General features: G+C 71.7%; 21 protein-coding genes. 11 read left to right on the top strand and 10 right to left on the bottom strand.

From position 1 onward, the window contains the following. Nucleotides 1-105 precede the first annotated feature (105 nt). The gene (locus ACIP4Z_RS09575; protein WP_355349321.1) at nt 106-1,554 is read right to left on the bottom strand and encodes a discoidin domain-containing protein; all 1,449 of its coding nucleotides are present in this window, start codon (nt 1,552-1,554) and stop codon (nt 106-108) included. Nucleotides 1,555-1,613: 59 nt separating this feature from the next. Here ACIP4Z_RS09575 and ACIP4Z_RS09570 point away from each other — a divergent pair, with 59 nt between their 5' ends. Beyond that, nucleotides 1,614-1,781, top strand: coding sequence for a hypothetical protein (locus ACIP4Z_RS09570; protein ID WP_401306238.1), 168 nt, complete (start codon nt 1,614-1,616; stop codon nt 1,779-1,781). A gap of 285 nt (nt 1,782-2,066) precedes the next feature. Here ACIP4Z_RS09570 and ACIP4Z_RS09565 read toward each other — a convergent pair whose 3' ends face one another. The 3 genes from ACIP4Z_RS09565 to ACIP4Z_RS09555 all read right to left on the bottom strand — a co-directional run bounded on the left by ACIP4Z_RS09565 (nt 2,067) and on the right by ACIP4Z_RS09555 (nt 6,984). Continuing rightward, nucleotides 2,067-4,448, bottom strand: coding sequence for an endonuclease/exonuclease/phosphatase family protein (locus ACIP4Z_RS09565; RefSeq protein WP_401306236.1), 2,382 nt, complete (start codon nt 4,446-4,448; stop codon nt 2,067-2,069). 281 nt (nt 4,449-4,729) lie between these two features. Next, entirely contained in the window at nt 4,730-6,124 is a 1,395-nt protein-coding gene (locus tag ACIP4Z_RS09560; protein ID WP_401306234.1) for an HNH endonuclease, read from the bottom strand. A gap of 71 nt (nt 6,125-6,195) precedes the next feature. Beyond that, a complete protein-coding gene (locus ACIP4Z_RS09555; RefSeq protein ID WP_188283080.1) occupies nt 6,196-6,984 on the bottom strand; it encodes a DeoR/GlpR family DNA-binding transcription regulator in 789 nt (262 codons plus the stop codon). 251 nt (nt 6,985-7,235) lie between these two features. Between ACIP4Z_RS09555 and ACIP4Z_RS09550 the strand changes: the two genes are divergently transcribed. Then, nucleotides 7,236-8,057 (top strand): class II fructose-bisphosphate aldolase, encoded by an 822-nt coding sequence (locus ACIP4Z_RS09550; RefSeq protein WP_401306232.1) that lies wholly within the window; start codon nt 7,236-7,238, stop codon nt 8,055-8,057. A 77-nt stretch (nt 8,058-8,134) separates the two neighbouring features. On the opposite strand, the gene ACIP4Z_RS09545 is transcribed toward ACIP4Z_RS09550, so the two are convergent. After that, nucleotides 8,135-8,650, bottom strand: coding sequence for a TetR family transcriptional regulator (locus tag ACIP4Z_RS09545; RefSeq protein WP_391161735.1), 516 nt, complete (start codon nt 8,648-8,650; stop codon nt 8,135-8,137). Nucleotides 8,651-8,936: 286 nt separating this feature from the next. On the opposite strand from ACIP4Z_RS09545, the gene ACIP4Z_RS09540 reads away from it, so the two are divergent. Next, a complete protein-coding gene (locus tag ACIP4Z_RS09540) occupies nt 8,937-9,956 on the top strand; it encodes an aldo/keto reductase (RefSeq protein ID WP_391161504.1) in 1,020 nt (339 codons plus the stop codon). A 162-nt stretch (nt 9,957-10,118) separates the two neighbouring features. On the opposite strand, the gene ACIP4Z_RS09535 is transcribed toward ACIP4Z_RS09540, so the two are convergent. Then, nucleotides 10,119-12,158, bottom strand: coding sequence for a hypothetical protein (locus ACIP4Z_RS09535; protein ID WP_391044703.1), 2,040 nt, complete (start codon nt 12,156-12,158; stop codon nt 10,119-10,121). A 235-nt stretch (nt 12,159-12,393) separates the two neighbouring features. Between ACIP4Z_RS09535 and ACIP4Z_RS09530 the strand changes: the two genes are divergently transcribed. The 5 genes from ACIP4Z_RS09530 (at nt 12,394) to ACIP4Z_RS09510 (ending at nt 19,955) form a co-directional block, all read left to right on the top strand. After that, complete coding sequence (locus ACIP4Z_RS09530; RefSeq protein WP_355349334.1) at nt 12,394-13,095, top strand: hypothetical protein; 702 nt, start codon at nt 12,394-12,396, stop codon at nt 13,093-13,095. Nucleotides 13,096-13,179: 84 nt separating this feature from the next. After that, nucleotides 13,180-13,689: a hypothetical protein gene (locus ACIP4Z_RS09525; protein WP_391044707.1), complete on the top strand. Its 510-nt coding sequence runs from the start codon at nt 13,180-13,182 to the stop codon at nt 13,687-13,689. Beyond that, nucleotides 13,686-14,582, top strand: a complete 897-nt coding sequence (locus ACIP4Z_RS09520; RefSeq protein ID WP_355349340.1) for a hypothetical protein — start codon at nt 13,686-13,688, stop codon at nt 14,580-14,582. Before ACIP4Z_RS09525 ends, ACIP4Z_RS09520 begins: the two co-directional genes overlap by 4 nt. A gap of 340 nt (nt 14,583-14,922) precedes the next feature. After that, nucleotides 14,923-16,059 carry an OmpA family protein gene (locus ACIP4Z_RS09515; RefSeq protein ID WP_401306229.1) on the top strand — a complete coding sequence of 379 codons (1,137 nt, stop codon included), beginning with the start codon at nt 14,923-14,925 and terminating at the stop codon, nt 16,057-16,059. Between the two features lie 182 nt (nt 16,060-16,241). Then, nucleotides 16,242-19,955 (top strand): CHAT domain-containing protein, encoded by a 3,714-nt coding sequence (locus ACIP4Z_RS09510; protein WP_401306227.1) that lies wholly within the window; start codon nt 16,242-16,244, stop codon nt 19,953-19,955. Here ACIP4Z_RS09510 and ACIP4Z_RS09505 read toward each other — a convergent pair. Next, entirely contained in the window at nt 19,934-20,065 is a 132-nt protein-coding gene (locus ACIP4Z_RS09505; RefSeq protein WP_401306225.1) for a hypothetical protein, read from the bottom strand. The genes ACIP4Z_RS09510 and ACIP4Z_RS09505 overlap by 22 nt on opposite strands. A 66-nt stretch (nt 20,066-20,131) precedes the next feature. On the opposite strand from ACIP4Z_RS09505, the gene ACIP4Z_RS09500 reads away from it, so the two are divergent. After that, entirely contained in the window at nt 20,132-20,452 is a 321-nt protein-coding gene (locus ACIP4Z_RS09500) for a CATRA system-associated protein (protein WP_355348013.1), read from the top strand. Between the two features lie 100 nt (nt 20,453-20,552). Continuing rightward, on the top strand, nt 20,553-21,251 hold the full coding sequence (locus ACIP4Z_RS09495) for a hypothetical protein (RefSeq protein WP_401306223.1): 699 nt from the start codon (nt 20,553-20,555) through the stop codon (nt 21,249-21,251). A 72-nt stretch (nt 21,252-21,323) separates the two neighbouring features. Here ACIP4Z_RS09495 and ACIP4Z_RS09490 read toward each other — a convergent pair whose 3' ends face one another. Next, nucleotides 21,324-21,710: a hypothetical protein gene (locus ACIP4Z_RS09490; protein WP_355348019.1), complete on the bottom strand. Its 387-nt coding sequence runs from the start codon at nt 21,708-21,710 to the stop codon at nt 21,324-21,326. Between the two features lie 172 nt (nt 21,711-21,882). After that, nucleotides 21,883-22,545, bottom strand: a complete 663-nt coding sequence (locus ACIP4Z_RS09485) for a hypothetical protein (protein WP_401306221.1) — start codon at nt 22,543-22,545, stop codon at nt 21,883-21,885. 315 nt (nt 22,546-22,860) lie between these two features. Between ACIP4Z_RS09485 and ACIP4Z_RS09480 the strand changes: the two genes are divergently transcribed. Continuing rightward, nucleotides 22,861-23,844, top strand: a complete 984-nt coding sequence (locus ACIP4Z_RS09480; RefSeq protein WP_401306219.1) for a helix-turn-helix domain-containing protein — start codon at nt 22,861-22,863, stop codon at nt 23,842-23,844. Here ACIP4Z_RS09480 and ACIP4Z_RS09475 read toward each other — a convergent pair. Beyond that, entirely contained in the window at nt 23,838-26,198 is a 2,361-nt protein-coding gene (locus ACIP4Z_RS09475) for an ATP-binding protein (RefSeq protein WP_401306217.1), read from the bottom strand. The genes ACIP4Z_RS09480 and ACIP4Z_RS09475 overlap by 7 nt on opposite strands. Nucleotides 26,199-26,276 lie beyond the last annotated feature (78 nt).

Below are 26,276 nucleotides of genomic sequence, written 5' to 3'. Positions count from 1 at the left end.
CGCGGCGGTACGCGGCGAGGGCGGGCGGGCCCGGCAGGGGGTCCGCCCGCCCTGGTACGCGGGGGAGGCGTTCAGCTCTCCTGGAGGTGCGGGCTTCGGGGGGTGTCAGCTCCCGAAGACCTGGAAGTCCCAGAGGGAGTAGCCGTAGGCCGTGGCGCGTTGGGTGCCGTACACGCGGATGTAGCGGCCGGTGCAGTTGACGTTGAGGGTCTGGAGGCCGCCGGTGCCCGCCGTGGTGCTGTAGCAACTGGTCCAGTTGGTGCCGTCGTTGGAGACCTGTATCTGGAACGCCTTGGCGTAGGCGGCCTCCCAGTTGAGCTTGACCTGGTTGACGGCGTGCGAGGCGCCGAGGTCGACGCGCAGCCACTGCGGGTCGCTGAAGGCGCTGGACCAGCGGGTGGTGGTGCTGTTGTCGACGGCGGCCGAGGCGGGGGTGCCCGCGTTCTCCGTGGAGGAGGCCGTCGCGGGCTTGTTCAGCGCCAGGTTGGTGCCGTTGGACGGCGGAGTGGTGCTGCCCGGGCCCTTGTTGTAGACGGCCACGTAGTCGATGTTCATCTGGCCGCCGCTGACGGTCGCCGCGTTGGGGCCGCCGCCGAAGGCGTCGGGGAAGCCGCCGCCCATCGCGAGGTCGTAGATGATGAAGAACGGGTGGTCCACCGCGTTGGCCCAGGTCGTGGCGTCGACCTGATTGGCGTTGACGGTGAAGTAGTTGGCGCCGTCCAGGTACCAGCGGATCTGCTCGGGCGAGACCGAGCGGTCGATCTGCACGGCGTAGGTGTGGTAGCCGGTCTGGCAGCCGGAGCAGGCGCGTTCACCGCTGCCGATGCCGGTGGACTCGTTGCACGGACCGCCGGGGTTGACGCCGCAGTGGAGCGTGCCGAACACCGAACTGCGGGAGTTGATGTCCTCCATGATGTCGACCTCGCCGGAGGTCGGCCACGTGGTGCCGGTGCGCAGCGTCGAGCCGAGCATCCAGAACGCGGGCCAGTAGCCGGCGCCGTTGGCGGTCGTCAGATTCGGCTGCTGGATCGACGACTGCATCATCACGACGCCGCCGGGAGGCGCCCCGAAGGACGACGACTGCGTCTCGATCCGGCCCGAGGTCCAGCCCGCGCGCGGGTCGCTGCCCGAGTGGAGGGCGCGCAGCACGAGATGGCCGTTGCCGTCCTGGAAGACATTGGACGTGCTGTTGGTCATCGTCTCGATCTCACCGGTGCCGAAGCTGCTGCCGGGGCCGGTGTCGTACTTCCAGTTGCCGCCGTCGACCCCGGTGCCCGAGGCGCCGTTGAAGTCGTCGCTCCAGGTGGTGGTGAACCCGGCCGGAGGGGCGGGTACGGCGGCGGGTGCGACGGCCGGGGCCGCCGCGGGGGTGGCCGCGCCGCCCGGGCTCGCCACCGCCGTCAGGCCGGCCAGGGCCAGCGCGCCGACGGCCAGTGCCGCGAGGCCGATCCGGGTGCGGGAGCGGCGCCCGCGGTGCGACGCGGCGCCGGCCGTACCGGCCCGGTCCTGAGGGTCGTGCCCGTGGTCCTGCTCTGGTGCGTGTCCGGTGGACATGCGAGATCTCCTGTCCCGACGAAGCGTTGTGGGGGGTGCGCCCATGTGCGGAGTACGGCGTGACCGCCGCGTACGGCGTGACCGCCGCGTACGGCGTGACCGCCGCGTACGGCGTGACCGCCGTGTACGGCGGGGCCGTTGAGCGCGGCGTGACCGCTGGGTGCGGCGGGACCGCGCGTTACGGCGTAACCGTTTCCGGCGGCTCAGGGCGCGTGCGGGAGCGCTGACTGCGAGAGGCTGCCGTGTGGCATCGCGCTGCCTTCCGGCGTGGCGTGCATGAGGACTCCTGACCGGGTGGGGGACCGTGTACAGGGTGGGGCACGCTCGTGAGAGCGCTCTCTCGAACAGGTAATGGTCTATAACTCCGCCATGCGCGCGTCAAGGCGTGGGGCAGAAAAGCCGGGCAGCGCGAAGGGGCGGACCCCGCCGGGCCCGCCCCTCACATGTGCCTCACGCGTCACTCAGGCGTACGACGACCTGCGACGACGTGACGCCGTACGAATGACGACCTGCTACGGCTTGATCTTGACGACCTGCGGGTCGTGGTCGCTCGTCTGGTTGGCGAACTCCGCGTTGATGTGCACCACGTCGTAGTCGACGTGCTTCAGGCTGGGGCTGACCAGGATGTGGTCCAGCACCTGGGAGTTGCCCTCGTACACGTAGGAGTAACGCTCGTCCTTGGGCAGGGTGTTGACCAGGTCGGTGAGGACCGTGCCGTTGCCGGTGAGGGCCTGGGCGGCGGGCGAGAACTGGTAGTCGTTCAGGTCGCCGAGGACCACGACGTTGGCGTTGCGGTCGGCCTTCTCGAGCTGCTGCACGAAGTCGTGCTCCAGGATCGCCTGGCGGTTGCGCTGCACCTCCGAGCTGCGGACCGGCGGCTGGAAGCGGCTGTCGATGCCCTGGTCGCCGCCCTTGCTGTTGAAGTGGTTCGCGATCACGAACAACTTCTCGCCGCGGAAGGTGAATTCACCCACCAGCGGCTTGCGGCTGCTGTTCCACGCCGGGTCGGTGGGCGCGATGCGGCCGGGGGAGACGGTCAGCGCGGTCTTGGAGCCGGTGCCGGTGATGCCCACCGCGGTGGTGGAGTCGCCGCCGGGACGGTCGACGAAGCTGACACGGTCGGGGTTGAACAGGAACACCGAGCGGATGTTGCCGCCGGGCTCGCCGCCGTCCTTGTCGTTGACCGGGTCGATCGAGCGCCACTGGTAACTCGGGCCGCCCGCCGCCTTGATGGCGTCGGTCAGCTTGGTCAGCGTCTTGTCCGCGGCGACCGTGCCGTCGTCGGTGGCGCCGTTGTTGTCCTGGATCTCCTCCAGCGCCACGATGTCGGGCGAACGGAGGTTGGTTACCAGGCCCTTGGCGAGCGCGTCGAACTTCGACTGCGGGTTGCCGGGCGCCAGGTTCTCCACGTTGTACGTGGCGATGGTCGCCTGGTCCGACTTGGCCTTGTCGGTCACCTCGGGCTTGAGGCCACCGCTCTTGACCGTGCCGATCGTGCGCGCCTGGACGGCGAAGGTGCCCGCGTACTGGTTGTAGTCCAGCGGACCCGCCGTCGTACCGCGCAGCGTGTCGCCGACGTTCGCCACCGGGAACGCCTGCGTGGCGGTCGGGATGAGCGACTGCACCATCAGACGGCCGGAGTTGGGCTGGTCGTAGCCCGTGTAGAGGGTGCCGCCGCGCTTGGTCTTGTTCTGGTCCGCCTTGACCGTCACCCACAGCTCGGAGTACGGGTCGGTGGCGCCGACGACGCGGCTGTCACCGATCTGCACGTTCATGCCCTCGAGCGAGGCGAAGAGGTCGAGCGCGTACTCGTCGGGACGCAGCGGCAGGTTCTCGATCGTGCCGCCGCCGACGGCCGGGACGAACGCGTCGGGGACGCTCTTCTTGTCCAGGACGACGGGCGCGGGGAGCGCGTTGCCGTGCGAGACCACCGTGGCGGCGGCCTTGGTCAGCTCGGTCACCGGCTGGCCGCCGGCGGAGGTGCCGCCCGGGTAGTAGTCGGAGACGGTGCCCGCGAGCGAGACGCTGTCGCCGACCGCGACGGTCGGGGTGACCGAGCCGGTGAAGACGTAGATGCCCTCGCTGGTACGGGGGTTGGCGTCCGGCGTCGGGTCCTGCACCCAGTAGCCCTGCGAGGAGCCGAAGGAGCGGACGCCGATGACGATGCCGGTCACGCCGGTGACCGCCTTGCCCGCGAGCGGGGAGAGCCGGGTGTCGCCCTGGATGTCGTGGATCTTCGCCTCGACGCCGGTCGGGGGCGAGGTGGGCGGCGTGGTCGGCGGGGTGGTGGGGGGCGTCGTCGGGCCGCCGCCGTCACCTGCGGCGCCCGGGGTGGGCGCGCCCGCGGTGAAGTCCGCCGCGTTGTCGTCGGTGTCCGTCAGGGCGGGGCGCGCCACCGAGTCGGTGTTGCTCGCCCCGGCCGCCGGGCCGTTGCCCTCGAACACCGCGGCCGTGCCGTAGCCGACCAGGTCGCGGATGGTGCCGTCGGCGGCGCAGTCCGCCTTCGTCACGCAGGTCAGCGGGTCGGTGCCGTGCACAAGGGCGACCGTTCCCGTCGTACCGGACATGTTGATGGCGCCGACCACGTTCGGCGACGGCAGCGCCGTCGTCCCGCCGGTGCCCGCGGCCTCCTGCACCAGATACCGCGCGCCCGCGCCGAGCGACCCGGTCAGCGGCGTCACCTGCCACTTGGACGTCGGCGTCGGCGCGCCCGGCAGGTACTGCACGCTGTACCCGCTCAGGTCCAGCGGAGCGCTGCCCGAGTTGGCCAGCTCGATGAAGTCGTTCGTATACGTGGCACCGGAGTTGCCGCCGCCGCCGTACACCTCGGACACCATCACATCGGCGGACGGCGTCGCGAAGGCGGTGTGCACGCCGACCGCGGCCAGCACCACAGCGCCGGCTATCCCGATCGTGACCAGCCGCTTGCGGTTCCCGGCAGTACCGGGTCTGTCAGGGCGGGGCTCTGCCCCAGAGATGTGCGACACCGGTGAGGGTCTCCTTCGTGCGGTGCGTTGAACGCGATGAATACGTCGTATTTCCACGTCTCATGACGGCACATCACCATGAGCCGGAATGAGCGATCCGGCTCAAGATACGCGCGTAGACCCCGCCGTAGAAGGAGCCGAGAGGTTAAATCTGCGTAGTTCCCGACGACGCTTTCCCGTACCGCCGATCAGTCCCCCCGCCCAGTGCTACCGCCAGGACCGCGGCTGTGCCGACGGGCGAGAGTCGCCGCGTGCCGCTTTCCGGCCTCTTCGGCGAGGACGGCGCGCAGCTTCTCGCGCCCGCGCCCGCGGGTCTTCACCGCGTGGCAGTTCGGGCACAGGGCGACCATGTTGCCCGGGTGGTCGCGTCCGCCGAGCTGGAGGTCGACGACGTGGTCGATCTCCAATATGGCCGCGCCGCTCGGTGTCGTGTCCGCGGGCTGGCCCGTGCAGCCGGGGTTCTCGCAGAGTCCGCGGCAGCGCTCGAGGACGGCCTGACGCGCCGCGCGCGACCGGACGTAGCGCTCGGTGGTGGTGCTCACGCGGCCGGTCCCGCGCCGCTTCTCGTGGTGCTCGGCGGCGCGGCAGAGCCGGTCGTAACCGGCCGCGAGGACAATGGGGTCGGGGGTGAAGCGTTCCGCCCCCTCGGCGACCTGGCCGTCCCGGTATGGCTGACGGTCCTCATGCGGCCCGGTTCCGTACCGTTCGGTCTCGTGGGTCTCGTGGGTCTCGTGGGTCTCGTCGGGCACGTCGACTTCGTCGTCATCGAGCCCGACCTCGCGCAGGAGCGGGCCGGGGTCGACGTCCTGGTAGTACGTGTCCACGAGCGTGTCGACGACGACGGCCCGCGCCTCGCCCGACCGGCGCAGCAGGTCGTACACGGCCTCGGTCAGACCGCCCGACGGCTGCTGCTCGGCGAACCAGCGCGCCAGCGTCGCATCACCGTGCGCGGGCGGTACGGCGCCCGAGTGGCCGGACAGCTCCCACAGCCCCGCGCGGTACAGCGCCGCCACCGGATAGTCGGCCCGCGCCCGCTCGCCCCGCGTCCCGCGCCGTTCGAGCAGCCCGCCCAGCTCCTCCTCGACGCGGCTCCACGGCAGCACCCGCGCGCGCCCCCGCCCCGCCCGCCCGAGCGCCCAGAGCAGCGTCATGGGCTGGTACAGCAGCGGGGCCCCTTGCGCCTTGTTCACCTTCAACCGCCCTATGCGGCGGACGAGTTCGCCGTACGCGCCCAGCAGGACGGCGTTGTCGTCGGACCCGGCCCCGGCCCCGCTCGCGGCTTCGACTTCGACTTCGGCCTCGGCTTGGGTTTCGACCACCATGTAGCCGAGCGCGCGGAGCACGCCGACGGCGGCGGCCAGCCCGCCGGAGAAGTCGGCCGGGGCGAGCGGCTGCCGGCCGGGGAGGTAGCCGTGGGCCACGCCCACGATCGCCTTGGAGTCGTACCGCTTTCCGTCGTGCAGGAGGAAGTAACGCAGCGCGGGGCGGAAGCCGTACGTCCGCAGGAACGCGTCGCGGCCGAGCCGGTCGAACTCCTCGATCGCCCGGCTGATCTCCGTACGGGTGACGTCGCTCGGTGCCATGGCGGAAGGGTAAGGGGTGCGAACGGCCACGGGCGGGCCCGGCGGGGTCAGGGTCAGGGGCGGGGTCCGGGTCAGGCGATGGTGACGGTGATGCCGGCTTCTTCGAAGGCGGCGGCGGTTTCCGGGGGGATGGCCTCGTCGGTGATGAGGGTGTCGATGGTTTCGAGGCCGCAGACGCGGGCGAAGGCGCGGCGGCCGATTTTGGAGGAGTCGGCGGCGATGACGACGCGTTGGGCGCGTTCGGCGAGGAGGCGGTTGATGCTGGCCTCGTCCTCGTGGTGGGCGTAGACGCCCTGGGCGGGGTCGAGGGCGTCGATGCCGAGGACGGCGATGTCGAGGATGATCTCCTGGAGGACGCCGCGGGCGAGGGGGCCGGTGAGTTCGTAGGACTGGGGGCGGGCGACGCCGCCGGTGACGACGATCTTGATCTGGGGCCGGATGACGAGCTCGTTGGCGATGTTGAGGGCGTTGGTGACGACGGTGAGGGCGGGCTGGCGGGTGCCGTCCGCGGTGACGTCGCCGCGCAGGGCCAGCGCGCGGGCGACCTCGGTGGTGGTCGTGCCGCCGGTGAGGCCGACGACGTCGCCGAGAGCGACGAGGGAGGCGGCCGTCCTGCCGATGCGCTGCTTCTGGGAGGCGTGCCTGGCCGTCTTGTAGCGCAGCGGCAGCTCGTACGAGACGCCGTGCGCGACGGCCCCGCCGCGGGTGCGGGTGAGCATCTGCTGCTCGGCGAGCTGGTCCAGGTCGCGGCGGATGGTGGCGGTGGAGACGTCGAGCGTGGTCGCGACCTCCTCCACCTCCACGCGGCCGTGCTCGGCCAGCAGATCCAGCAGTGCGGTCCACCGGGCGTCCCTGGACACAGGCGTTCTCCTCCGTGACGTGATCGTCCTCGGCTTGATCGTGCGTGTTTGGCCGGTTCGGCTTGACCGTGCGCGGCTGATCGGGCTCGGCTCGACCGGTTCGGCGTGATCGTGCGCGCACCAGCGTGGCACACGCGCGCGGACCCCACGGCCGTGCGGACTGCGCGCACCAGGAATGCTTGAAAGTGTTCGATTGTGCGGAGTAAGGTGCAAATACAAGCATCCTCGCGCAAGCACCGTCGGGAGAACCCATGCCTCTTGCAGCCGCCCGCGCGCTGATCACCGCCGCAGCGGTCGAGCACCGCGCCATCGCGGCCTTCGACGCGATCACCCTCGAACACGTACAAGCCGTCGTCGAAGGCGCGGAGTCGGTCGGCTCCCCGGTGATCATCCAGGTCAGCGAGAGCGTGGTGCAGTACTACGACGGGCGCCTGCTGCCGCTCGCCCGCGCCGCCGCGGAGACCGCGCGGGCCGCCGCCGTACCGGTCGCGCTGCATCTGGACCGGGTGCGCAGGACGGCGCTCCTCGCCCAGGCCGCGCACTGCGGCTTCAGCTCGATCATGTACGACGCGGCGCGCCTGCCGTACGCGGAGAACGTGGCGGTGACGCGCGACGCCGCGCAGTGGGCGCACGAGCAGAATCTGTGGATCGAGGCCGACGCGGCGGCCGTCCCCGCGGGCGCGGCGACCGGTCCCGAGCCGGGCGGCGGCCCGGCCGCGGCCCGCGCCTTCGTCGCCGCGACGGGAGTCGACGCCCTGACCGTCCCGCTCGGCGCGCACCCGGACCGCCGACTGCTGGCCCGGCTGCGTACCGCCCTCGACGTCCCCCTCGTCCTGCGCGACACGGCGGGCGCCACCGCCGGTGAACTCGGCCTCGCCGCCGCCGAGGGGATCAGCAAGGTCACCGTCGGAACCGGGCTCGACATCGCCATGACCGGCGCCGTCCGCGCCCGCCTCGCCGTGGACGACATCACCGACCCCCGCGTCTATCTCCGCGAGGGGCGGCGCGCCATGACCGCGACCGTCGCCGGGTTCATCCGGGCGCTGGACAGCCGCCTTCCGGCGGGGGCGTAAGGGGGCATGAGGCTTCCGGCGGGGGCGTACGGGGGGCTTCGGGCGGTCTGGGGCGCTGAGAACGGCGCCGGGAACCGTTACGGCAGCAGCCGCAGTCCGGCGACGAGGACACCGGCCAGGCGCCGCGCGTCGTACCCCGGATCGCTGTCCGCCCCGATGCAGAGATTCCCGACCCCCCGCATGAGCACCCGCGCCTCGACGTCCGAGCGGATCTCGCCGGCGGCGACGGCGGCGTCGAGCAGCCGGGTGCACACGGGCACGAGCCGGTCGAGGAAGTACGCGTGCAGCGCGTCGAACCCGGCCTCGTCGGAGTGCAGCACGCCCGCCAGCCCGTGCTTGGTGACCAGGAAGTCCACGAAGAGGTCGATCCACTGCCCGAGGGCGGCGTACGGGGACGGGTCGGCCGCCAGCAGCGCGGGACCGGCCTCCGCGCAGGCGTCGACCTGGTGCCGGTAGACGGCGATGATGAGGTCGGCGCGGGTCGGGAAGTGCCGGTAGATCGTGCCAGTGCCGACGCCCGCCTCGGCGGCGATGTCCCGTACCGGCGCCTCGACGCCTGACGTCACGAAGACGGCCGCCGCCGCGTCGAGCAGGGCCTCCTTGTTGCGCCGGGCGTCCGCACGCTTGGGCCGGGGGGCCGCGCCCGCGCCGCCTGCCGCGCCGCCCCTGCCGTCCGCATCGCCGCGCGCGTCCGCGCCGCCCCCCGCGTCCGCGCCGCCCCGCACGCCCGCGCCGCCTTCTCCGTCGTTCACCGCACCGTCCTCCGTCCCGTGTCCCCGGCAGTCGCGCTTGCTATCCGGAACGTCGTTCCGTATCGTCGTTTGTGGCGGAACAATGTTCCGTTTATCTCATGATGCCAGAGCACGGAGGATTCCACTCATGCAGTACCGCACTTTGGGCCGCACCGGCGTGCAGGTCAGTACCCTCGCGCTGGGCGCGATGAACTTCGGCGCGATCGGCCGCACCACGCAGGACGAGGCCACCGCCATCGTGGACGCCGCCCTCGAAGCCGGAATCAACGTCATCGACACCGCCGACATGTACGGGCACGGCGACTCGGAGGAGATGGTCGGCAAGGCCATCGCCGGGCGCCGCGACGACATCGTGCTGGCCACCAAGGCGACCATGCCGATGGACGACGAGCGCAACCACCGGGGCAGCTCGCGCCGTTGGCTGGTCACCGAACTGGACAACAGCCTGCGCCGCCTCGGCGTCGACCACGTGGACCTCTACCAGATGCACCGCTGGGACCCGCGCACCAGCGACGAGGAGACGCTGTCGGCCCTCACCGACCTCCAACGCGCGGGAAAGATCCGCTACTTCGGCTCCTCGACCTTTCCGGCGTACCGCATCGTGCAGGCGCAGTGGGCCGCCCGCGAGCAGCACCTGGCCCGCTACGTCACCGAGCAGCCCAGCTACTCGATCCTCCAGCGCGGCATCGAGACCCATGTCCTGCCGGTGACCGAGGAGTACGGGCTCGGCGTGCTCGCCTGGAGCCCGCTGGCCTCCGGCTGGCTGTCGGGCGCGGTCCGCGAGGGCCGCGACATCACCACCAACCGCTCCGCCCACCTCCCGGAGCGCTTCGACCTGACCGTCCCGTCCAACCGGGCCAGGCTCGACGCCGTCGAGCGGATCGCCCGCGTCGCCGACGACGCCGGCCTGACGATGATCCAGCTCGCGCTCGGCTTCGTCACCGCGCACCCCGCCGTGACCAGCGCGATCATCGGCCCCCGCACCCTGGACCACCTGCACTCGCAGCTCGCCGCCGCCGACACCGTGCTCACCGCCGACGTCCTGGACGCCCTCGACGCCATCGTCCCGCCCGGCACCGACCTCGCCCCCCAGGAGAAGTTCGACACCCCGCCCGCCCTCCTCGACCCCTCCCTCCGCCGCCGCTGACTCAGCGGGCCGCGGCGGGAACGCGCACCGTATCGCGGGGGCCAGACCCGTGCGGCGGGGGTATCGACGGTCGTCGACGTGTGCGCGGTGCTCTTTGTCACGGGGCCGGCTGCGACCGGTCCCCGTACTCCTCGCCGGCGCGGTTCATGCCCGGCGCGTGTCTCACGCGGCGGCGCTGTCGAGGGCGCGCAGTCGGCTGCCGAGGTTCTCGAACTCCCTTCTGCGGTCTGCGCGGTTCCTCTGGCCGCCGGAGACGTACGGTGCCGCGACGGCCATCAGCTCCGCGGCCTGCTCGGCCCACCTGGCGCGGTCCGCCCTATCGTCCGGTAGCGCGTACTCCGCCGAGGTCAGGAAGCAGTTCGCCAGGCTCAGCGCCATGACGAACCCGGTCGCCCGCTCGCCCGCGTACTCCAGCAGTCGGTCCACCTCGTCGGTGTTGGCCCGGATCTCCGCTGCGTACGTCCGGGCGGCCGCCAGGTGCTCGCGCGAGCGCTGCGGGTCGTCAAGGTCCCGGGCCAGCGAGACGTGCCCGCGCATCGCTACCTGGAGGACGTTGCGCAGGGAGGTGAACGCGGTGCCCAACTCGTTCATCCGGCGGCGGACCGGGATCACCTCGTTGTCGTACAGCTCCAGGCCCTCTTCGCGCATCTCGACGTTCGAGCCCGCCCCGACGAGGAAGGCGCAGTAGTTGTGCAGCCGCACGTAGTAGCGCGGGCTGCCGTTCTCGAAGAAGCAGGTGAGCAGTTCGATGCAGTCGTCCCAGAGCGGGATGAGCTCTCTCGTGATCTGCTCCGCGTCGGGAAGCCCGGTGACGTGAGCCTCATACTGGGCCTTGCGCAACTGGTTCACGCCGACCAGCAGGTCGTCGAGGCGGGTGGCGAGGTATCCGCCGTCCACGCTGCCCCCGCTGACCCGGCCCATCAGCGTCTTCGCCAGCGCGACGCCCTCGCGCAGCCACCCCGCACGCCGGGTGACGATCTGCGGGTGTGACGGGTCCTCGTCCTGCGCGGCGGGGAACTGCACGAGATCGGCCAGCGCGTGCAGCCGCTCCAACAGGAACTCGGGGGAGTCCGCGCCGAACAGTTCGCGGACCCGGTCGGCGAACTGTTCCAGCATGCGGGCCCGTACGTGCCGGGTCGACTCGTCCCGGTCCTCGAAGAGCGCCAGCGTCGCCGTCACCAGGCCCTGTCGCACGGTCAGGGCGGCCTTGACGTCGAGATCGGGACCGGACGGGGTCTCCTCGATCACGGACTGGAGCAAGCTGAGCTTGTCCGCCATCCGGGCGGGGGTCTCCTGTGGTGGCAGCTCGACGTGGGGGAGCACCGCCTGCGCGAAGCGCCGCACCCGTACCTCGGTGTGCAGATGGAGCTCAGCCCTCCGGCCCTTCTTGTTGTCCACGATGCGCACCGCGGCGTCGTCCGTGACCGCGGAGAGGTCGAAGAGCGTGGCCTGCGCCATGCCCACGACGGTGCGGCGCAAGCGGTCGCGGGCGCTCCCGCCCGGCAGCGGCTCGTTCATGCCGACCTCGTTCGACTCCCTGGGGCGCAGGCGCGCGCACAGGACCGTCGCCAACTTCTCCACGAGGTCCAGACCGAGCGGCGCGTGATCGGCGTCGTACCGCGCCCGGATCGGACCGTACTCGTGGGAGGCGAGGCTCCGCACGCCCTCGCTCCGGACCGGGGCGTCCAGGGCGCCCAGCGCGTGCTGCACGCCCTGCGCCTGGAGCGCGGCGACAAGCAGGATCGGCTCCGAGCGGAAGACTTCGAGCAGGCTGTACGCGAAGGCGCCGATGAGCAGGTGCGGGTCCTCGACGGGAATCTCGTCGAGCGCCCGACCGAGGGCTTCGGTGACCGGCGCCAGCAGCACATTGGTGCCGATGAGGACGAACGCGGCCTTGGTGTCGGGGCCGTAGCGCGACGCCGTGGCGTTGGCGATCGGAGTGTGCCCCGCCTTGGTCACCTCGCTGTCCGGCAGGCCGCGGTCGGTGTGGTCCCCCAGTTCGGACGGCTTCGCGGGGCGCGGGGCGCCGCGCATGATCTCGGCGAGCGTCACCTGCGCGTAGTCGCAGCACCAGGAATGCATGCCGCCCGGGGCGCCGTCCCAGGCGACTCCGAAGAGCGGTCCCACCTTGCGGGCGAGCCGGGCCGGCATCTGCCGGCCCCGGCTCTCCGGGATGGGGGGGATCTGGGCTTTGAGGATCACTGGCCGTCTCTCCTCTAATCGCAGGTCAGTGCACGTCACGAGAGTACTGGCTTGTAGCGATCTGTAAACCCCAGATAACTTTTGCTCCTGAAGTAGAGAATATTCACAAACAGAGTTGACTCTGGTTAGACAAGAAGAGACGCTTCATGTCGATGGACTTGCGAGGGTGCACAGGGCGTCCCTCCCGTCCGTCGCACCGCTTCGCGGTGCCTGCCAAGCCCACGGGAGGCCCCAGATGTCCCCTCGCCTCAACGGCCGTACCAAGCCCGCACCCCTGCCCAAGCCCCGGCGCTATGCGATCCACCTGCGCCTGGTGGACCGGCACCATGCCAACCGCGACGCGAAGGCCGGACTGCCCGCGCTCGGCGAGAGCGGCGTCGGCGGCACCCCGACGCCCGAGTTCCTCGGTCGCGGAGCCGCCGCTGGTCAGCAGGCCGAATGGATCCTCTGCCTCAGGGAGACCGCCGAGGACCGGGGCCGGGCGCTGGTCCTCCGGGCCCGCGTACAGGAGGCCGAACGGCTCGCCGCCGAGGCCGAAGCAGCCGTCGCCGAGTCGGCCGGCCCCCTGAGCGAGGAAGAGCAGAACCGGCGGCGCGGCGGCGAGCACAAGACCGCCGAGGCGGTGGTGCGCGCCCGCCGGGCGCGCGAATGGTCGCGCCGGCTCGCCGACCTGCGCTCCGCCGCCGAACAGGCCGCCGGGCGTGCTGCCGCACTGACCGTCGAACTGCACACGGTCGAGGCCCGTATCGCGGTGCGGCAGGAAGCCGCCGCGGCACGCGCGGTCTACCTGCACGAGCAGGCCATGCGCCGTGTCATGGCCTACGACCGGCAGTTGGTCCGGCGACACGCGGACGGTGCCCGGATCAACGGTGAGGCCAAGTACGGCGGTCCCGAGCTGCCCGCCTGGGTTGCGGGCCACCGTCCCGAACTCGGCTGAATCCCGCCGGACTCGTGAACGGCCGTTCCCTGGACGGCCCAACCACCGACGGACCCGTGAACACCCGCCCCGAGAGGACCCTCCGTGGACCTTCCCTTTCTCCGCCGTAAGACCAAGCGCCCGCCCGAACAGCCCGAGCCGACGTTTTCGACCGTGGTCGACGGCGACCCGAGCTGGACCATTCCGGCGCTCTACCGGATGGCGCCACCGGCCGATCTCGGCACCGCCGAGGAGACCGTGCGCCAACTCGTCGGCGAACTCGCCCCCAACGCCATCGACGCCGGTACGGGCACCGCGCTGGACAACCTCATCGACGCCTGGACGGTCCAGTGGGTCACCCGGCTCGAATCCGAGCACAAGCTCCGCGAGGCGGTCTGCGACCACCTGATCGGCGTGGCCGCCGAGGAGCTCTCGGACGCGCAGACGGCACTCGACCACGCCAAGGACGACCTCAGCCGGGCCGAGAGCGACCTGAGCGCGTTCCGTGCCCGTCTCTCCCCGCCCGCCACTGTGAGCGTGTCGCCCGCCGGGCCTGCCGAGGCCGCGTCGCCCGCTGAACCCACCCCGCCCCCGCAAGGAGGACCGACCCCATGAGCAGAACCGTCCCGCCCGGTCACATGCCGTTCGCCGACCCTGATCTGGTCGTCGGCAGAACCAGGCACTACTACCCCTACCTCGCGCTGGTGCTGGCGGTGGGGGCAGACGGGATCGCCTTCTACCAAGTCGTCGGCCTGTTGGTGAACGAGGCCGGGTGGATGATCATTCCGCTTGTCCTCGGGTTCACCGGCCTGGCGCTGGCTGTGAGCCACCAGGTGGGTGTACTCGCCCGCAGGTTCGTGGAGCGGTCCACGCCGGCCGTGGGTGCTCTCGCGGTGGTGCTGACGATGGTCTGGCTGTTCATGGGCGCCGTGTGCTTCTTCGTCCGCGCCACCAACACGCCCGCCACGTCGGGGGGCAGCGGGCTCGAGACCCTCGGTCTCCCGAGCACCGCGGGGGCGCCCGCCGACGACTTGACCGGCAGCGCCAATCTCGGCACGGCCCTGCTGTTCCTCGGCCTCTACCTGGCCGGCGGCCTGCTGGCGGCGGTCACGGCGTACCTCGCCCACAATCCGCTGGCCACGGCGTACCGAATGGCCCTGGCACACCGTGCGGCCGCCCGGCAGGAGGTGCAGCGGCTGACGCCACGCCATGTCCGTGCCGTCCACCGCCACCAGCAGGAGCTGGCCGAGCGCGAGCGCGACCACCGGCGCTGGGAGGTGGCTACCGGGCAATGCCTCGGCTGGGCCGACGACCTGAAGCACTACGCCCGGTTCCTGATGGCCGTGCACATCGCGGACCCGGCGGCCACCGACGGACTCACCGACTCAGGGGACCGGCTCGTCCCCGGCGGTTGGAAGGGCCCCGACCTGCGCGCCGCCGATCGGCCCGACGGACCGGGGGAGTCCGACGAGCCCGATGCGGAGAACGGCCAAGGGGCGGCGGCGTGAGCCCGCAGCCGCGCCCGTTCCCGATGCGGCCGCCCGCTCCCCGGCCCGAGTTCTGCCCCCACTGCGCTCGTCGTCTGCTGCCGTGTCCGGACTGCTCGAACTGCCGTCTGGGCCTGCGCTGCCCGTCGTGCGGCCGGCACTGGACCAGCCCCTGACGTCCGCGCAGCGTCCCGCCACTTCCCGCTCGTCATCCGGTCGCCCGGTCGCCTCCGGGCGGCCGGGCTCATTGAACCTGGCCCCGCGCCGTCGATCGATTCGAACTCCTGGAGCACACACCATGGCATCACCGAGATTACGATCCCTTCTCCGCGGACTCACCGCTCTCTGCCTGCTGGGTGCCGTGGCGCTTGCGGCATCCGGCTGCGGTCACCCGGCCAAGAACAGCGCGTCGGAGCAGCGGGAGCAGGCCGCCGCGTGCGCCACCGGCCGAGGCCGCGTCGCCCTCGTCCTCGGCGCCCGAGCCAACACACCCGCGCCCCGACTGACACCCGCCGCGCTCTCACTGGTGGATACCGCGATCGACGGGGGTCAGCTGATCTCCGTGGTCGGAGTGGACGGCGCACCCGACGTGGAATTCCGCGGGGCCTTCGAGGACACGGGCAAGAACGGTTCCCGCAGCGCCAAAGACCACGACACATTCGTGAAGTCGCTGACGAACACGATCCACCGCATGAAAGCCGGCCGTCCCGAGGCCGACCTGCTCGCGGCGCTGGCCGAGGCCGCGGGGAACGTCGGTCCGGGCGGCACGGTCGTGGTGGCCGACTCCGGGCTTCAGACTGTCGCGCCACTGGACTTCCGCCGTGACGGCGTGCTGGACGCCCAGGCCACCGATGTCGCCGACTTCCTGAAGAGGCAGGGCTCGCTCCCGCAGCTCACCGGTATCTCCGTCCTCTTCAGCGGCGTCGGCGACACGGCGCCGCCGCAGGCCAGACTGCCGCTCCCGGAGCACAAGAACCTCGTCGCCATATGGAAGGCGATCGCCGTCGAGGCGGGGGCCGAGTGCGTCGCGGCCGACCCCGTGCCGGCCACGGGTGCCGCCGTACCGCACACCCCCGCCGTGTCCGTCGTCACGGTGCGTCCCCTGGAAACGTATCCGCCCTCCTGCGGGAACCACGTGCTGCGGAACAGCGGCAGTGTCGGATTCCTGCCCGACACGTCGGTACTGCGCGACCGGCCTGCTGCCGCCGCCGCCCTGAGGGAACTCGCCGACTGGGCCGTGGCCCACCACGCGAAGATCCGGCTCATCGGTACGACGGCGTCCGCGGGAACGGCCGATGGCCGTAGGCGACTGTCCCTCGACCGCGCAACAGCGGTCCGCGACGTCCTCGTCTCGCTCGGTGTGCCCGCCCACGACATCACGCTGCGGGGAGTCGGCACGCGGTGGCCGGGCCACGTCCAAGACCTCGACAGCGAAGGCCGGTTGCTGCCCGGCCCCGCCGAACGCAACCGCTCCGTCGTCCTGGACCTCGTCTGCTGAACCGTCCGGGCGCGCGCTCGGACATGACCGCCCGTCCGGGCGCGCGCTCGTCGGCAGCCGACCGCCCCACCCCGCGGCCCGCCGATCGCCACGTGCCGCGCGGCCGACCCGCAAGTCCCGACCGTCCCACCCTTCAGAGAGGACTCGACATGCCGGATATGAGAGCAGTCGTGGACCGCGTGATGCGACGCTGTGAAGCGTCCTGGTCGTCCGACATCGAACGCCGGGTCGGCGCGGTCCGCGCCGACCCGCGGAGCTGGCTGTCCGCCGCCGACGGACTGCTGCTGTCCTCCTGGTCGAGCGGCGGCCGCGACGCGGCGGTGGCCGCCGCGGCGCTGCTGGAGTTCGCGCTGGACACCGGCGCGCGGGACGATCCCGGGCGGCCTGCGTGGGTGTTGCACCTGTGGCTGGCCGAGCGCACCCTGTCGTTCCGCTTCGGCGACTACCGGTTGTCGCGCGACGTTCAGCACCATCTCGGCGCGCAGAAGCAGGGGCGTACGGCCGACGACCCGGTAAGGGTCGCCGCCACCTACCCCGAACTGCCGCTGCCCCGGCACTTCCAGCCGGTCCTGCCCATCGAGTCGGCGGCGGCCCGGCTGGCGGACTCGCTCCCGCGGGACGACATCGCACGCTGCTGCCTGTTGGTACGGCTCGCCCAGTCCGCGTGCTTCCGGTACGAGTCCGGCGACGAGTCGGCGCTCCCCGAGATGTGGCGGCTGGCCCGAGCCGCCCACGACGCCGTCACGCCCGACCACCTGGAGGCGGAACTGGTCGGGCGCACGGCCGCACACGCCGCCGTCGTCAGATTCCGTGCGGACCCGAAGGACCGCGCCTCGGCCGCCTTCGCGGTCACCGCCGGCCGACTGGCGCTGGCGGGCGTGGAGCACGCGCGGGTCCACGGCACGGACTATCGGCCCCACGAGGCCGCCCCGGTGCACCTCTTGCTGGCGATAGCCCTGATGTCCGTACTGACCTACGAACTCGACCTCAAGACGGCCGACGAGGCCATCGCGCACATGGAGGCGTTCCGGGCCGACGGGCCACCGGACGACGGCGGCGTCTACGCGGTCAACATGGCGTCCTTGCTGGCCGCGCGCGCCGTCCTCAGCGGATCCCGGCGGGACGTCGCCAGGTCGGACGAGCTGTGGGCGATGTTGCAGCGGGACCTGCGGCCGGGCGACCCGCTGCTTCCGCATATCGCCCAGAAGCGCGCCGCGACCGCCGAGATGGTGCGGCTGATGGGAATGCTCCCGTTCAAGTCGGGAGGTCTTCTCCGCCTCGTGCGGCCGTGGATGGGTCCACTCCTGACCTTTCCCCCGCTGCCGCCGATCCGGTTGTACGAACCGCCACGCAGCCCCGGTTACCGGTCACCGGGCGCAGGACCGGAGGAGATGGCCTCCTTCGGCGGTGCTCCGGACCCGGAGGCGCGAACTCCTCGCGGGCCGGACCGCGAACGCGCACCGGGCGGCGACGGGGGACCCGCGTCCTCCACCTCACCGCACTGGCCGCCCTGCCCGGCGCCCGCGCCCGGCCTCGTCTCCGACCCTGCCCTGGAGTCCGACCTGACGGGTCTGCCACCAGACGCGGAAGCGGTCCTCCGCAGTCTCGTCGGGGTCGACACGTCTCCGTCGGACCCGCGCCGACTGGCGCTCGCCGAGAAGCAGTTGCTCGCCAGGCTGGCCGAACCAGGACTCAGTGCCGGCCGCCGGGGATGGACGGCCGCGGCCCTGCTCCAGGTGTGGGCCGCGAAGTACCTCATCAGTAGGGACGCCGCGGACCTGGAGCGGGCTGTGCGGGCCGGCGACGACGTACTCGCCACCCTCCCGGCCACCAGCTCCCGCTATATCGAACTGCTGTGCGCGGTCGAGGAGCACCGGCAGGCGTACGGTTCGCTCCGCGGCGACGCCGCGACGATGCTCCGGGCCTGCGACGGCCTGCGGTGGGCCGTGGACCACGTCCGCCCCGAGTCACCGCAGTGGGTCGCCTGCGCGATGTTCTACGCCAAGGCCCTCGCCGGGGTCTCGATGCTCCGCCGCGACCCGGACATGTCGAAGGAGGCGGTCGGGCTGGTGCGGAAGGTGGCCCGCACGTTGGAGGCGCTCCCGGACGCCCCCGGCCACTGGGGCAGCATGGCGGAGCAGCGTGAACGCCTGCGGCCGACGCTGCGTACGATCACCGACCTGGTGGTGATGGCCGACCACGACCTCCGCCGAGACCTGATCGGGGTCGAGGAAGCCGAGGTGCGGTGGCAGCCTGAGGCAGAGGCCAAGCTGCCCCCAGCGGTGAGATTCGAGAACGCGCGCGTCGCGCTCGGCCGCCGGGTGGAGCTCGGGGACTGGGCACGGGCCGCGGACGCCGCGGCCGTCGCGCTGGAGATGCTGCCGCTGCTCACCTCGCGGGCGCTGCACCGCGACGATCGCCAGCGCGCCGTGCACACTGCCCTCCAAGGGCCGTCCCCGGACAGTTCGACGGGCACCAGCCTGACCCGAACCGGGTGCGCGGTGGCGCTCGCCGCCGGCCGGACCGAACAGGCGGCCGCGCTGCTGGAACAGGGCCGTGCCGTCCTCATGAGCCAGGACCTGGAGGCGCGCGGCGACGTGTCCGACCTCGCAGAGGCTCATCCACGGCTCGCCGCGCGCTTCACCGACCTCGCCGGGCGGATGCGGGAGGCCGATGACATCGCGTCGCGGGACGAGACCTCGGGCGTACGGGCGCAGCACCGGGCGGCCGAGCAGTGGCGGCTGCTCCTCCGTGACATCCGGTCCCACCCCGGCTTCGGCAGTTTCCTGCTGCCGCCGACCGCGATGCAGATGCAGGCGGAGGCGGTACAGGGGCCCATCGTGCTGATCAACATTGACCGGCTGCGATGTGACGCGCTGGTGGTCACGTCCCGGGGCATCAGGACCGTGACACTCGACGTGACCGAAGGACTGCTGGCCCACACGGCCCGGGACTTCCTTGCCGCGGTCGCCGTGGATCTGGACAGCCCGAAGGACGTGCGCGCCGCGGCGGCCGAGACCATCTTCCGGACCCTTGAGTGGCTGTGGGACAAGGTCGCGGAACCGGTGCTGCGGGCGGCCGGCCTCACCGAGCCGATCCCGGACGGGACGCCGAGACACGCTGTCCCTCGGCTGTGGTGGTCCGCCTCCGGCCCGCTGGCGCATCTGCCGCTGCACGCCGCCGGCTACCAGCGCAAGGCGGACCTGGGGGAGCGCCGTTCCGTGCTCGACCGGGTCGCCTCCTCCTACACGCCCAGCATCAGGGCGCTGCGGCACGCCCGACTGGAACGTCGCCCCGCGGCGCAGGGCGCCGCCCGGCACCTCGCGGTGGGCCGCGCCACCGGTACGGACGGCGGCTCCGGGGCGGCCGCGGCGGAGATCTCCGCCGCGGCCGGCGCGCTGGCCGGACTGCGGGTGATCGCGGACGCCGACGCCACGGTCGACGGGGTGCTGGCCGCACTGCCGTCGGCGTCCACGGTGCACTTCGCCTGTCACGGTGTGAGCGACCCCGACAACCCGTCGAAGAGCCACCTGCTGCTGGCCGACGGACCCCTTGAGGTGCGGGCCGTCAACCGCCACGAACTGCCGTACGCCCAGCTCGCCGTGCTGCTCGCCTGCAACACCTCGCGGACCGACCGGCTCCCGGACGAGGCGATTCACCTGACGTCGGCGTTCCTGACCGCGGGATACCCCCAGGTGATCGGCTCACTGTGGGAGGCGGCGGACCTGGTCTCGGCCGGCCTCGCCCGTCGGCTGTACCGCTCGCTGCGGCGCTACGGCGGCGGCATCGACGTGGGCGACTGCGCCGTCGCCCTGCACGGGGTGGTACGCGAACTTCGCGCTCGCCACGCCGCCTCACCGGCGGCGTGGGCGCCCTACATCCACACCGGCCGCTGAGGCAGTACGCCTTTCCGGCCGCCGATGACGACGGTCGACAGGACCGACAGCGCCACCAGGACCGACAGCACTTCCAGGATCAGCAGCACTTCCAGGAACAGCAAGATCAACAGGAGGCAGTGATGGGTACGTCGGACGGAGCACGACGGATCGGAAGGACGGCCAGGTTCGAGGCATTGGCGGTCCTTGACGCGGTGCTGGCCTGGCGGCTGCCGCCGGATTCGTGGGAGGAGGTCGACGAGCGGATCGCCGTGCTGACGAAAGCGGTCGGTGAGGGCGACACGGTCCTGGTCGGTGAGGTGACGGCGGAGCTGGAGACGAACGGTCGGCGTGTCGGACGGATGGGTCCCCACGGCACTACGGCACCCGACGGCAAGCAGCAGTCGCCGCCCCGGGTGCGCGAACGGGTCGTCGCTCTCATCCACACCCTGGACCCGGCCTCGAAGCCGGCGGGCGGCGGCGGCCAGGCACCGCCCGCGGGCAACGGCAAGGCATGACGTGGTCATGGGTGTGACCGGTCGAGATCTTCCGGCCGCACGGTGAACTGCCCACAATGGGGGACTGTCCGGGGAGGGCGGCGCGATTATCTCAGTGCTGGTGAACATAGCGATCGGGCTGGTGACGAGCCTCCTGGGCCTCGGCTTCGGCTGGCTGTGGGAGCGGGGCAGGCGGTCCCGCGCACTGAATAGAAAGGCTGCCTTCTTCGGCGTCCGCCCCGGCGAAACCTGCCTCATCGTGCTCAGCAACAAGCACAACGCCCCCGGGACCGCACAGCACCGGGACGTGCGGGCGGTCATCGAACTGGCCATGCTCGCCGGTGAGCTGGGCTGCCGGGTGACCGTCGAGTCCGGAGAGTTCCGCGGCAGCAACGCCGACCGCACGGAATTCTGTGTCGGCGGACCGATCGGCGACTCGAACATCCGCACCGGCGGCCATCTGGCCGCCCACCTGCCGGGCGTGACCATCCACCCCTACAACGGCGGGCCCGACTCGGTGGCCATCGAGGTCGGAGGTGACCGCTTCCTCTTCGACCGCGGCAATCAGGAGTACGCCCTCGTCGCCAAGTTCACGCCTGCGGAGTCCAGCCGCCCCGTGCTGCTGATATGCGGCCAGACCTCCGCGGCGAACCAGGCGGCCATCAACTTCCTGCGGCGCGAGTACGACCGGCTCGGCAGGGCCCTCGTCTCGGTGGACCGCTACTGCATCGTGATCAAGGCATCGCACCTCACGACATACGGAATCCACCGGGCCGCGCTGGAACGGGACGTCTCGGCCACGGCCTTCGGACACGAATGAACGCCCGGCGCGAAGCCGGACGTTCATTCGTCGGGCGGGCGGACCGGCCTTGCGGCCCCTCCCCTTGTCCGCTCAGATGCCCGTGTAGGTGAGGGAGGGATCTTCCTCCTGGAGCGAGACGACGAATCGGCGCATCTTGCGGTTCGCAAGGATGCGCAGGGCGCGCACGTTGCCTTCGGCTTCGAGCCGGATCTTCCGGCATTCCCCCCGGTCCCAGATGAGGAGGTGGACCGACAACCGCTCGGTGCTCTCTCCCCGGCTCACGAGTTCGGCCGTCAGCGCGAGGTCCGGCATATCGGTGTGGTGGATGCCGAGCGGTGAACCACCGCTCTCCGTGAACGTCGTGGCGATTCCGGTGTTGTTCTCCCCGAACCAGTTCGCTCGCATATCCGTGCGGAACAAGGCCGCTGCGTCCTCCACGGAGGCCGTGGTGGATATATCCACCGGCTGCTTGGTCATCTGCTCAACTCCCCGATGTGAACCCCGTGGTGCCGTGGGGGCGGTGCTCTTGTGCGGGAACTGCGTTCCGCCACGACCTTCTCACTGAAACGGAACCGCGGTGGGTTTTGTTGCACGGTTTCCGGAAGTACGGGAGCGGTTACCGTGACGTGCGGCTTTTTCGGTCGGCCGGTCAGAGGCTCGGCGCGGAGAAGGGAATGAACGGCATGAGCTCGTCGGCGACCCAATGGGCCGGGACTTGTAATGCCTCGCCGATCCGCAGATAGAGTTCGTACTGCGTCGCGGCGCCGAACCAGTCGAACCGGCAACCGGCCGGATCGCGGCCCCGACCGCATGCCTCGACCACCGCCACGCAGCCGTCCTGGACATCGGCCCTGGCGTACACGGTCTCGGCGTGAGGTCCGGCCGACATCCGGGCGACCGGGCGCAGTTCCCCTGTTGCCAGCGGTGGGAGAGCCGCCCCGGGCACCGGGGGCGGTCGGCCGACGAGCCAAGGCTCGTCGGGTCCCCGGTGCAGTCGCCAGAACTCGCGATCCCCTGCGGACAGGCGGTTGCCGGGTACCCCGCGAGCTCGGAAGAACTCCAGCGCGTCCATCCGCAAGGCGTCGTAGCAGGGATGCGCGAAGTCCGGGCCGAGCAGGTTCCAGACCGTCTTGGCCGCTCCGAAGAGCGCGAAGCCGCCTGCCGGTATGACGGCCGCGGCCAGTTGAGTGGTGAACCGGTCACTGTCGGACTGGGCGAATTCCAGAAACGGCGCCTGTAGTTCGCTCCACACCAGATCAGCGCCGAATTCGATCCCCGTGGCATCGAATTCGAAACGGCCGAACCGCTCCATCCGCAGAACGACATCGGCCGGGAGCCGTGAGGAGCCTGTGGCGTCCGAAGCGACTTTCATGATCCCTCCCTGCTTCGACCGTGCCGTCCACGGCGACGTGGGCCGCGAACCGGTCCGCGTGTCCGGTCGATACGTGTCCGGCGGCAGTACGTGTCTAGCAACGGACGGAGAATGGGCACAATGGTTCTCCGGCGTACCCGGACGATCTCCGGAGAACTCCGCACGGCACCGGCACCGGCCGCCGGGCGCTCCCAGGCCACCGGGCGTTGTGCCAGACTCGGCGGTGGCAGCAGGCGGCGAAAGGGAGTTCGGGGCATGGGCCGTCCGCAAAAGGAACTGCCTCCCGACGGTTCGCCCGTCACGCTGTTCGCGTTCTGGCTGCGAGATCTGCGTCGGACCGCGGGACTGACCTTCGACCAACTGTCCCGTCACACCGGGTACGGTCGCACCACCATGACCGACGCGCTCCGCGGGGACTCGCACCCGACGCTCCCGGTGACGATGGCGATCGTCGGCGCCTGCGGCGGCGACATCGACAAGTGGGGCGCGTTCTGGGCCGAGGTGCACCGCGCCCTGGACAAGGACGCCGTGCCCGGGACTGTCATCGTCTCGCCGCCCCCCTGGACCCGGTCGATCGCGGGCGGGGCGCACGGCGAACTCTGTCCGAGCGGCTGCGCCCGTACCGATCCGCACGGCTGGTACACCGAGTCGGTCGAGACCCGGCTGCGCCTGGACACCGTGACACCCGAGGCGGTGGAGCGGCGGGTCATCGTCGCCACCTGCGACGGCCTGGCCGAGATCCCGGTCGCGTTCAGCGTGCCGCGCCGCACCGACGACGAGGCCGACGGCCACGGTCTGGAGGTCTCTATCCTCGACGGCGGCCGCCTCGATCTGCCCGAGCACCCCTACGAGAGCTTCTTCCAACAGCGGCTGATCCTCCCGACCCCGCTGCGCACAGGTGCCCGCCACACGTACACGCTCCGGCTGCGCATCCCCCAGGACCAGCCGATGGCACCGCACTTCGTCCATGTCCCGCTGACCCGCAGCGAACGCTTCAGCCTGCGGGTGCGCTTCGCCCCCGGACGTCCGCCGCTGTCCGTCTGGCAGTTGAGCCGAGTCCCGACCGCCGTCATCTACCAGCGAGCGCCGGGGACATCCCTCCTGCGCCCCGACCGGCAGGGCACGGTGGCAGTGGAGTTCGACGCGATGCGGGTGGGATACGGCTACGGACTGTGCTGGCAGGACGGACCCGCCCCTGCCGCACCCGAGCCCGACCCCGAAGTGCCGCCCGGCTACTGAGAGATCGGCGCGTCCGGCAGTTTGGCGCTGATCCGGGCGGCGTCCGGGTGGTGCAGGGTCCGCAGCACATCGAGCGCTTCCCGCCGCAGCGCGTACGCGTCGCGGTCGTGGCCGAGCGCGGCGTGCGCGTCCGCCAGATGATCGAGGGCGTGCGCCTCGCGGTAGCGGTCGCCCACCGCCCGGTCGAGAGCCAGGGACCGTTCATAGGTGCCGATCGCCGCCGCGTGCCGGCCCGAACTCTGCTCGGCCCGCCCGGTGGTGAGCAGGATCGCCGCCTGGCCGTCCAGATGGCCGAGTTCCGCGTACAGGTCGAACGCCCGGCGGCCGTGTACCAGCGCCGCCGCGTGGTCCCCCGAGCGTTCCTGCTCCTGGGCCAGGGCGCTGAGGCCATCTGCCAGCGGCAGCGGATCCGCGGTCCGCTCGGCCATCGCCAGCGCGAGCCGGGCCTGCGGGAGCGCCCGCCGGTGGTCGCCGCGCGCGGCGTACACCCGCACCAGGGACAGCCGCACCTGGCGCGCGCCGTCGTCATCACCCAGCCGGCGGCATTCGCGCAGCGCCTCGTAGAGCAGCGACAGGGCTTCGTCGGACCGGTCGAGGCGGGAGAGGGCGTCCGCCAGTCGGCGGGTGGCCGACGCCCAGGCCCGGCGGTCCCCGGCCTTCGCGGCCGCGTCCCGGGCGATTTCGTGCACCAGACCGCGCTGGAACCGCCGCCCCGAGCGACGCAGATAGACCGCGCACGCCTGGGCGAGGCGCCAGGTGTACGACTCCAGCCCCTCGCTCCGCGCGGCCAGCGCGATCACCGCCTGTAGCGTGCCCAACTCGGCCTCGAACCACGCCATGGCCGCCGCGTGATTCTCAACGGGCGGTTCGGTGCCAGTCGGCTCGACCGGAGTGCGCCGCCACGGTTCGAGGCGGCGGTCCGCCCGTCGCGCGGCACTCAGATAGTGCCGCAGCAGGCGCTCGACGGCGGTGGCGCGCTCGGCGGCCGGGCCGTCGTCCGCCAACTCCCTCGCATACAGCCGCAACAGGTCGTGCAGTACATACCGGCCCGGCGCGTGCTGCCGCACCAGATGGGCGGCGGTGAGCGCGTCGAGCAGTTCGTCCGGCGGCGCCTGTTCGCCGAGCAGCGCCGCGCACGCGGTCGCGTCGAGGTCAGGGCCGGGGTGGCAGCCGAGCAGCCGGAACAGCCGCGCCACGGGCGGTGGCAGCAGGGCGTACGAACCCTGGAAGACCGACCGCAGGTTGACGTCCGCGTCCTTGAGTTCCAGGATGCCCAGCCGCGCGTTGGCCTGCCGGAGCCGTGCGACGAAAAGACCGATCGAGCCCTTGGGCTCCAGCGCCGCCCTCGCGCCGGCAACGCTCAGGGCCAAGGGCAACCGGGCGCACAGGTCCACGAGTTCGTCAGCGGCCCGTGGTTCGTCCGCCAGCCGGTCGGCCCCGATCTGCCCTTCCACCAGGGCCCGGGCGGCATACCGCGGCAGCACGTCCAGGGTGACCCGGAACGCCCCGTCCCGTACCACCAGTCCGTCGAGGCGGTTGCGGCTGGTGACGATCACCAGCGATCCCGGCCCGCCCGGCAGCAGCGGGCGAACCTGATCGGCCGAGCGCGCGTTGTCGAGCACCACCACCACCCGACGGCCTGCCAGCACGGTACGCAGCAGACCGGCGGCGGCGGTCACCCTGGCCGGGATCGCGTCGGGCGTCACGCCCAGCGACTGCAACAGGTCGTGCAGCGCTTCCGCGGGGGACATGGGCACTCCCGAGTCGAAGCCCCGCAGATTCAGATGGAGTTGACCGTCGGGAAAGTGCTCCTCCACCCGGCGTGCCCAGTGCAGCGCCAGGGATGTCTTGCCGACTCCCGCAGTGCCCTCGATGGTGGTGATCACCACCGGCCGGACCGCCGCGACCGAATCCGGCTCCAGTAGCCCGTCAAGCCGCCGCAGTTCGGGCTCCCGGCCGACGAAATTCCGCAGAGACGGGGGAAGTTGGTGGGGCACGCGGGAGGACGGTGGCGGACCGCTCGTGCCGACGGTCGCTCTGGCCGCGGCGGGGCGGAGCCTCCGGGCCGCTTCGGCGCGGTCCCGGAGCGTGCTCAGCCGACCGGCTTCCGGGCCGCCGACACCGAGTGCGACCAGCAGTTCATCGAAGACGCCCACCCCCGCGAGCGTCGTCCCGTTGAGGTAGGCGTACAGGCTGCTCGGCGAGACGTTCAGCCGTCTGGCCAGTTCGGCCCGGTCCAACGCGCGGCCGAGCCGCTTCTCGGCGCGGACCACGGCATGGGCCAACTCGACGGCCAGCCGCTGCCTGAGCACCGACGGGTCCTCATCCGTCGCCGGGGTCCGATCCCCTGCCACCGCTTTCCCTCCGTACCGGCCCTACGCCTTGGCGGACGTGGCTGACGTGCACACCCGTACGGCGTGCCCGCCGCGTGT

Origin of the sequence: Streptomyces sp. NPDC088910 (assembly GCF_044749865.1) — a bacterium.
GTDB lineage: Bacteria > Actinomycetota > Actinomycetes > Streptomycetales > Streptomycetaceae > Actinacidiphila.
This window is presented reverse-complemented; position numbering and strand designations above follow the sequence as displayed.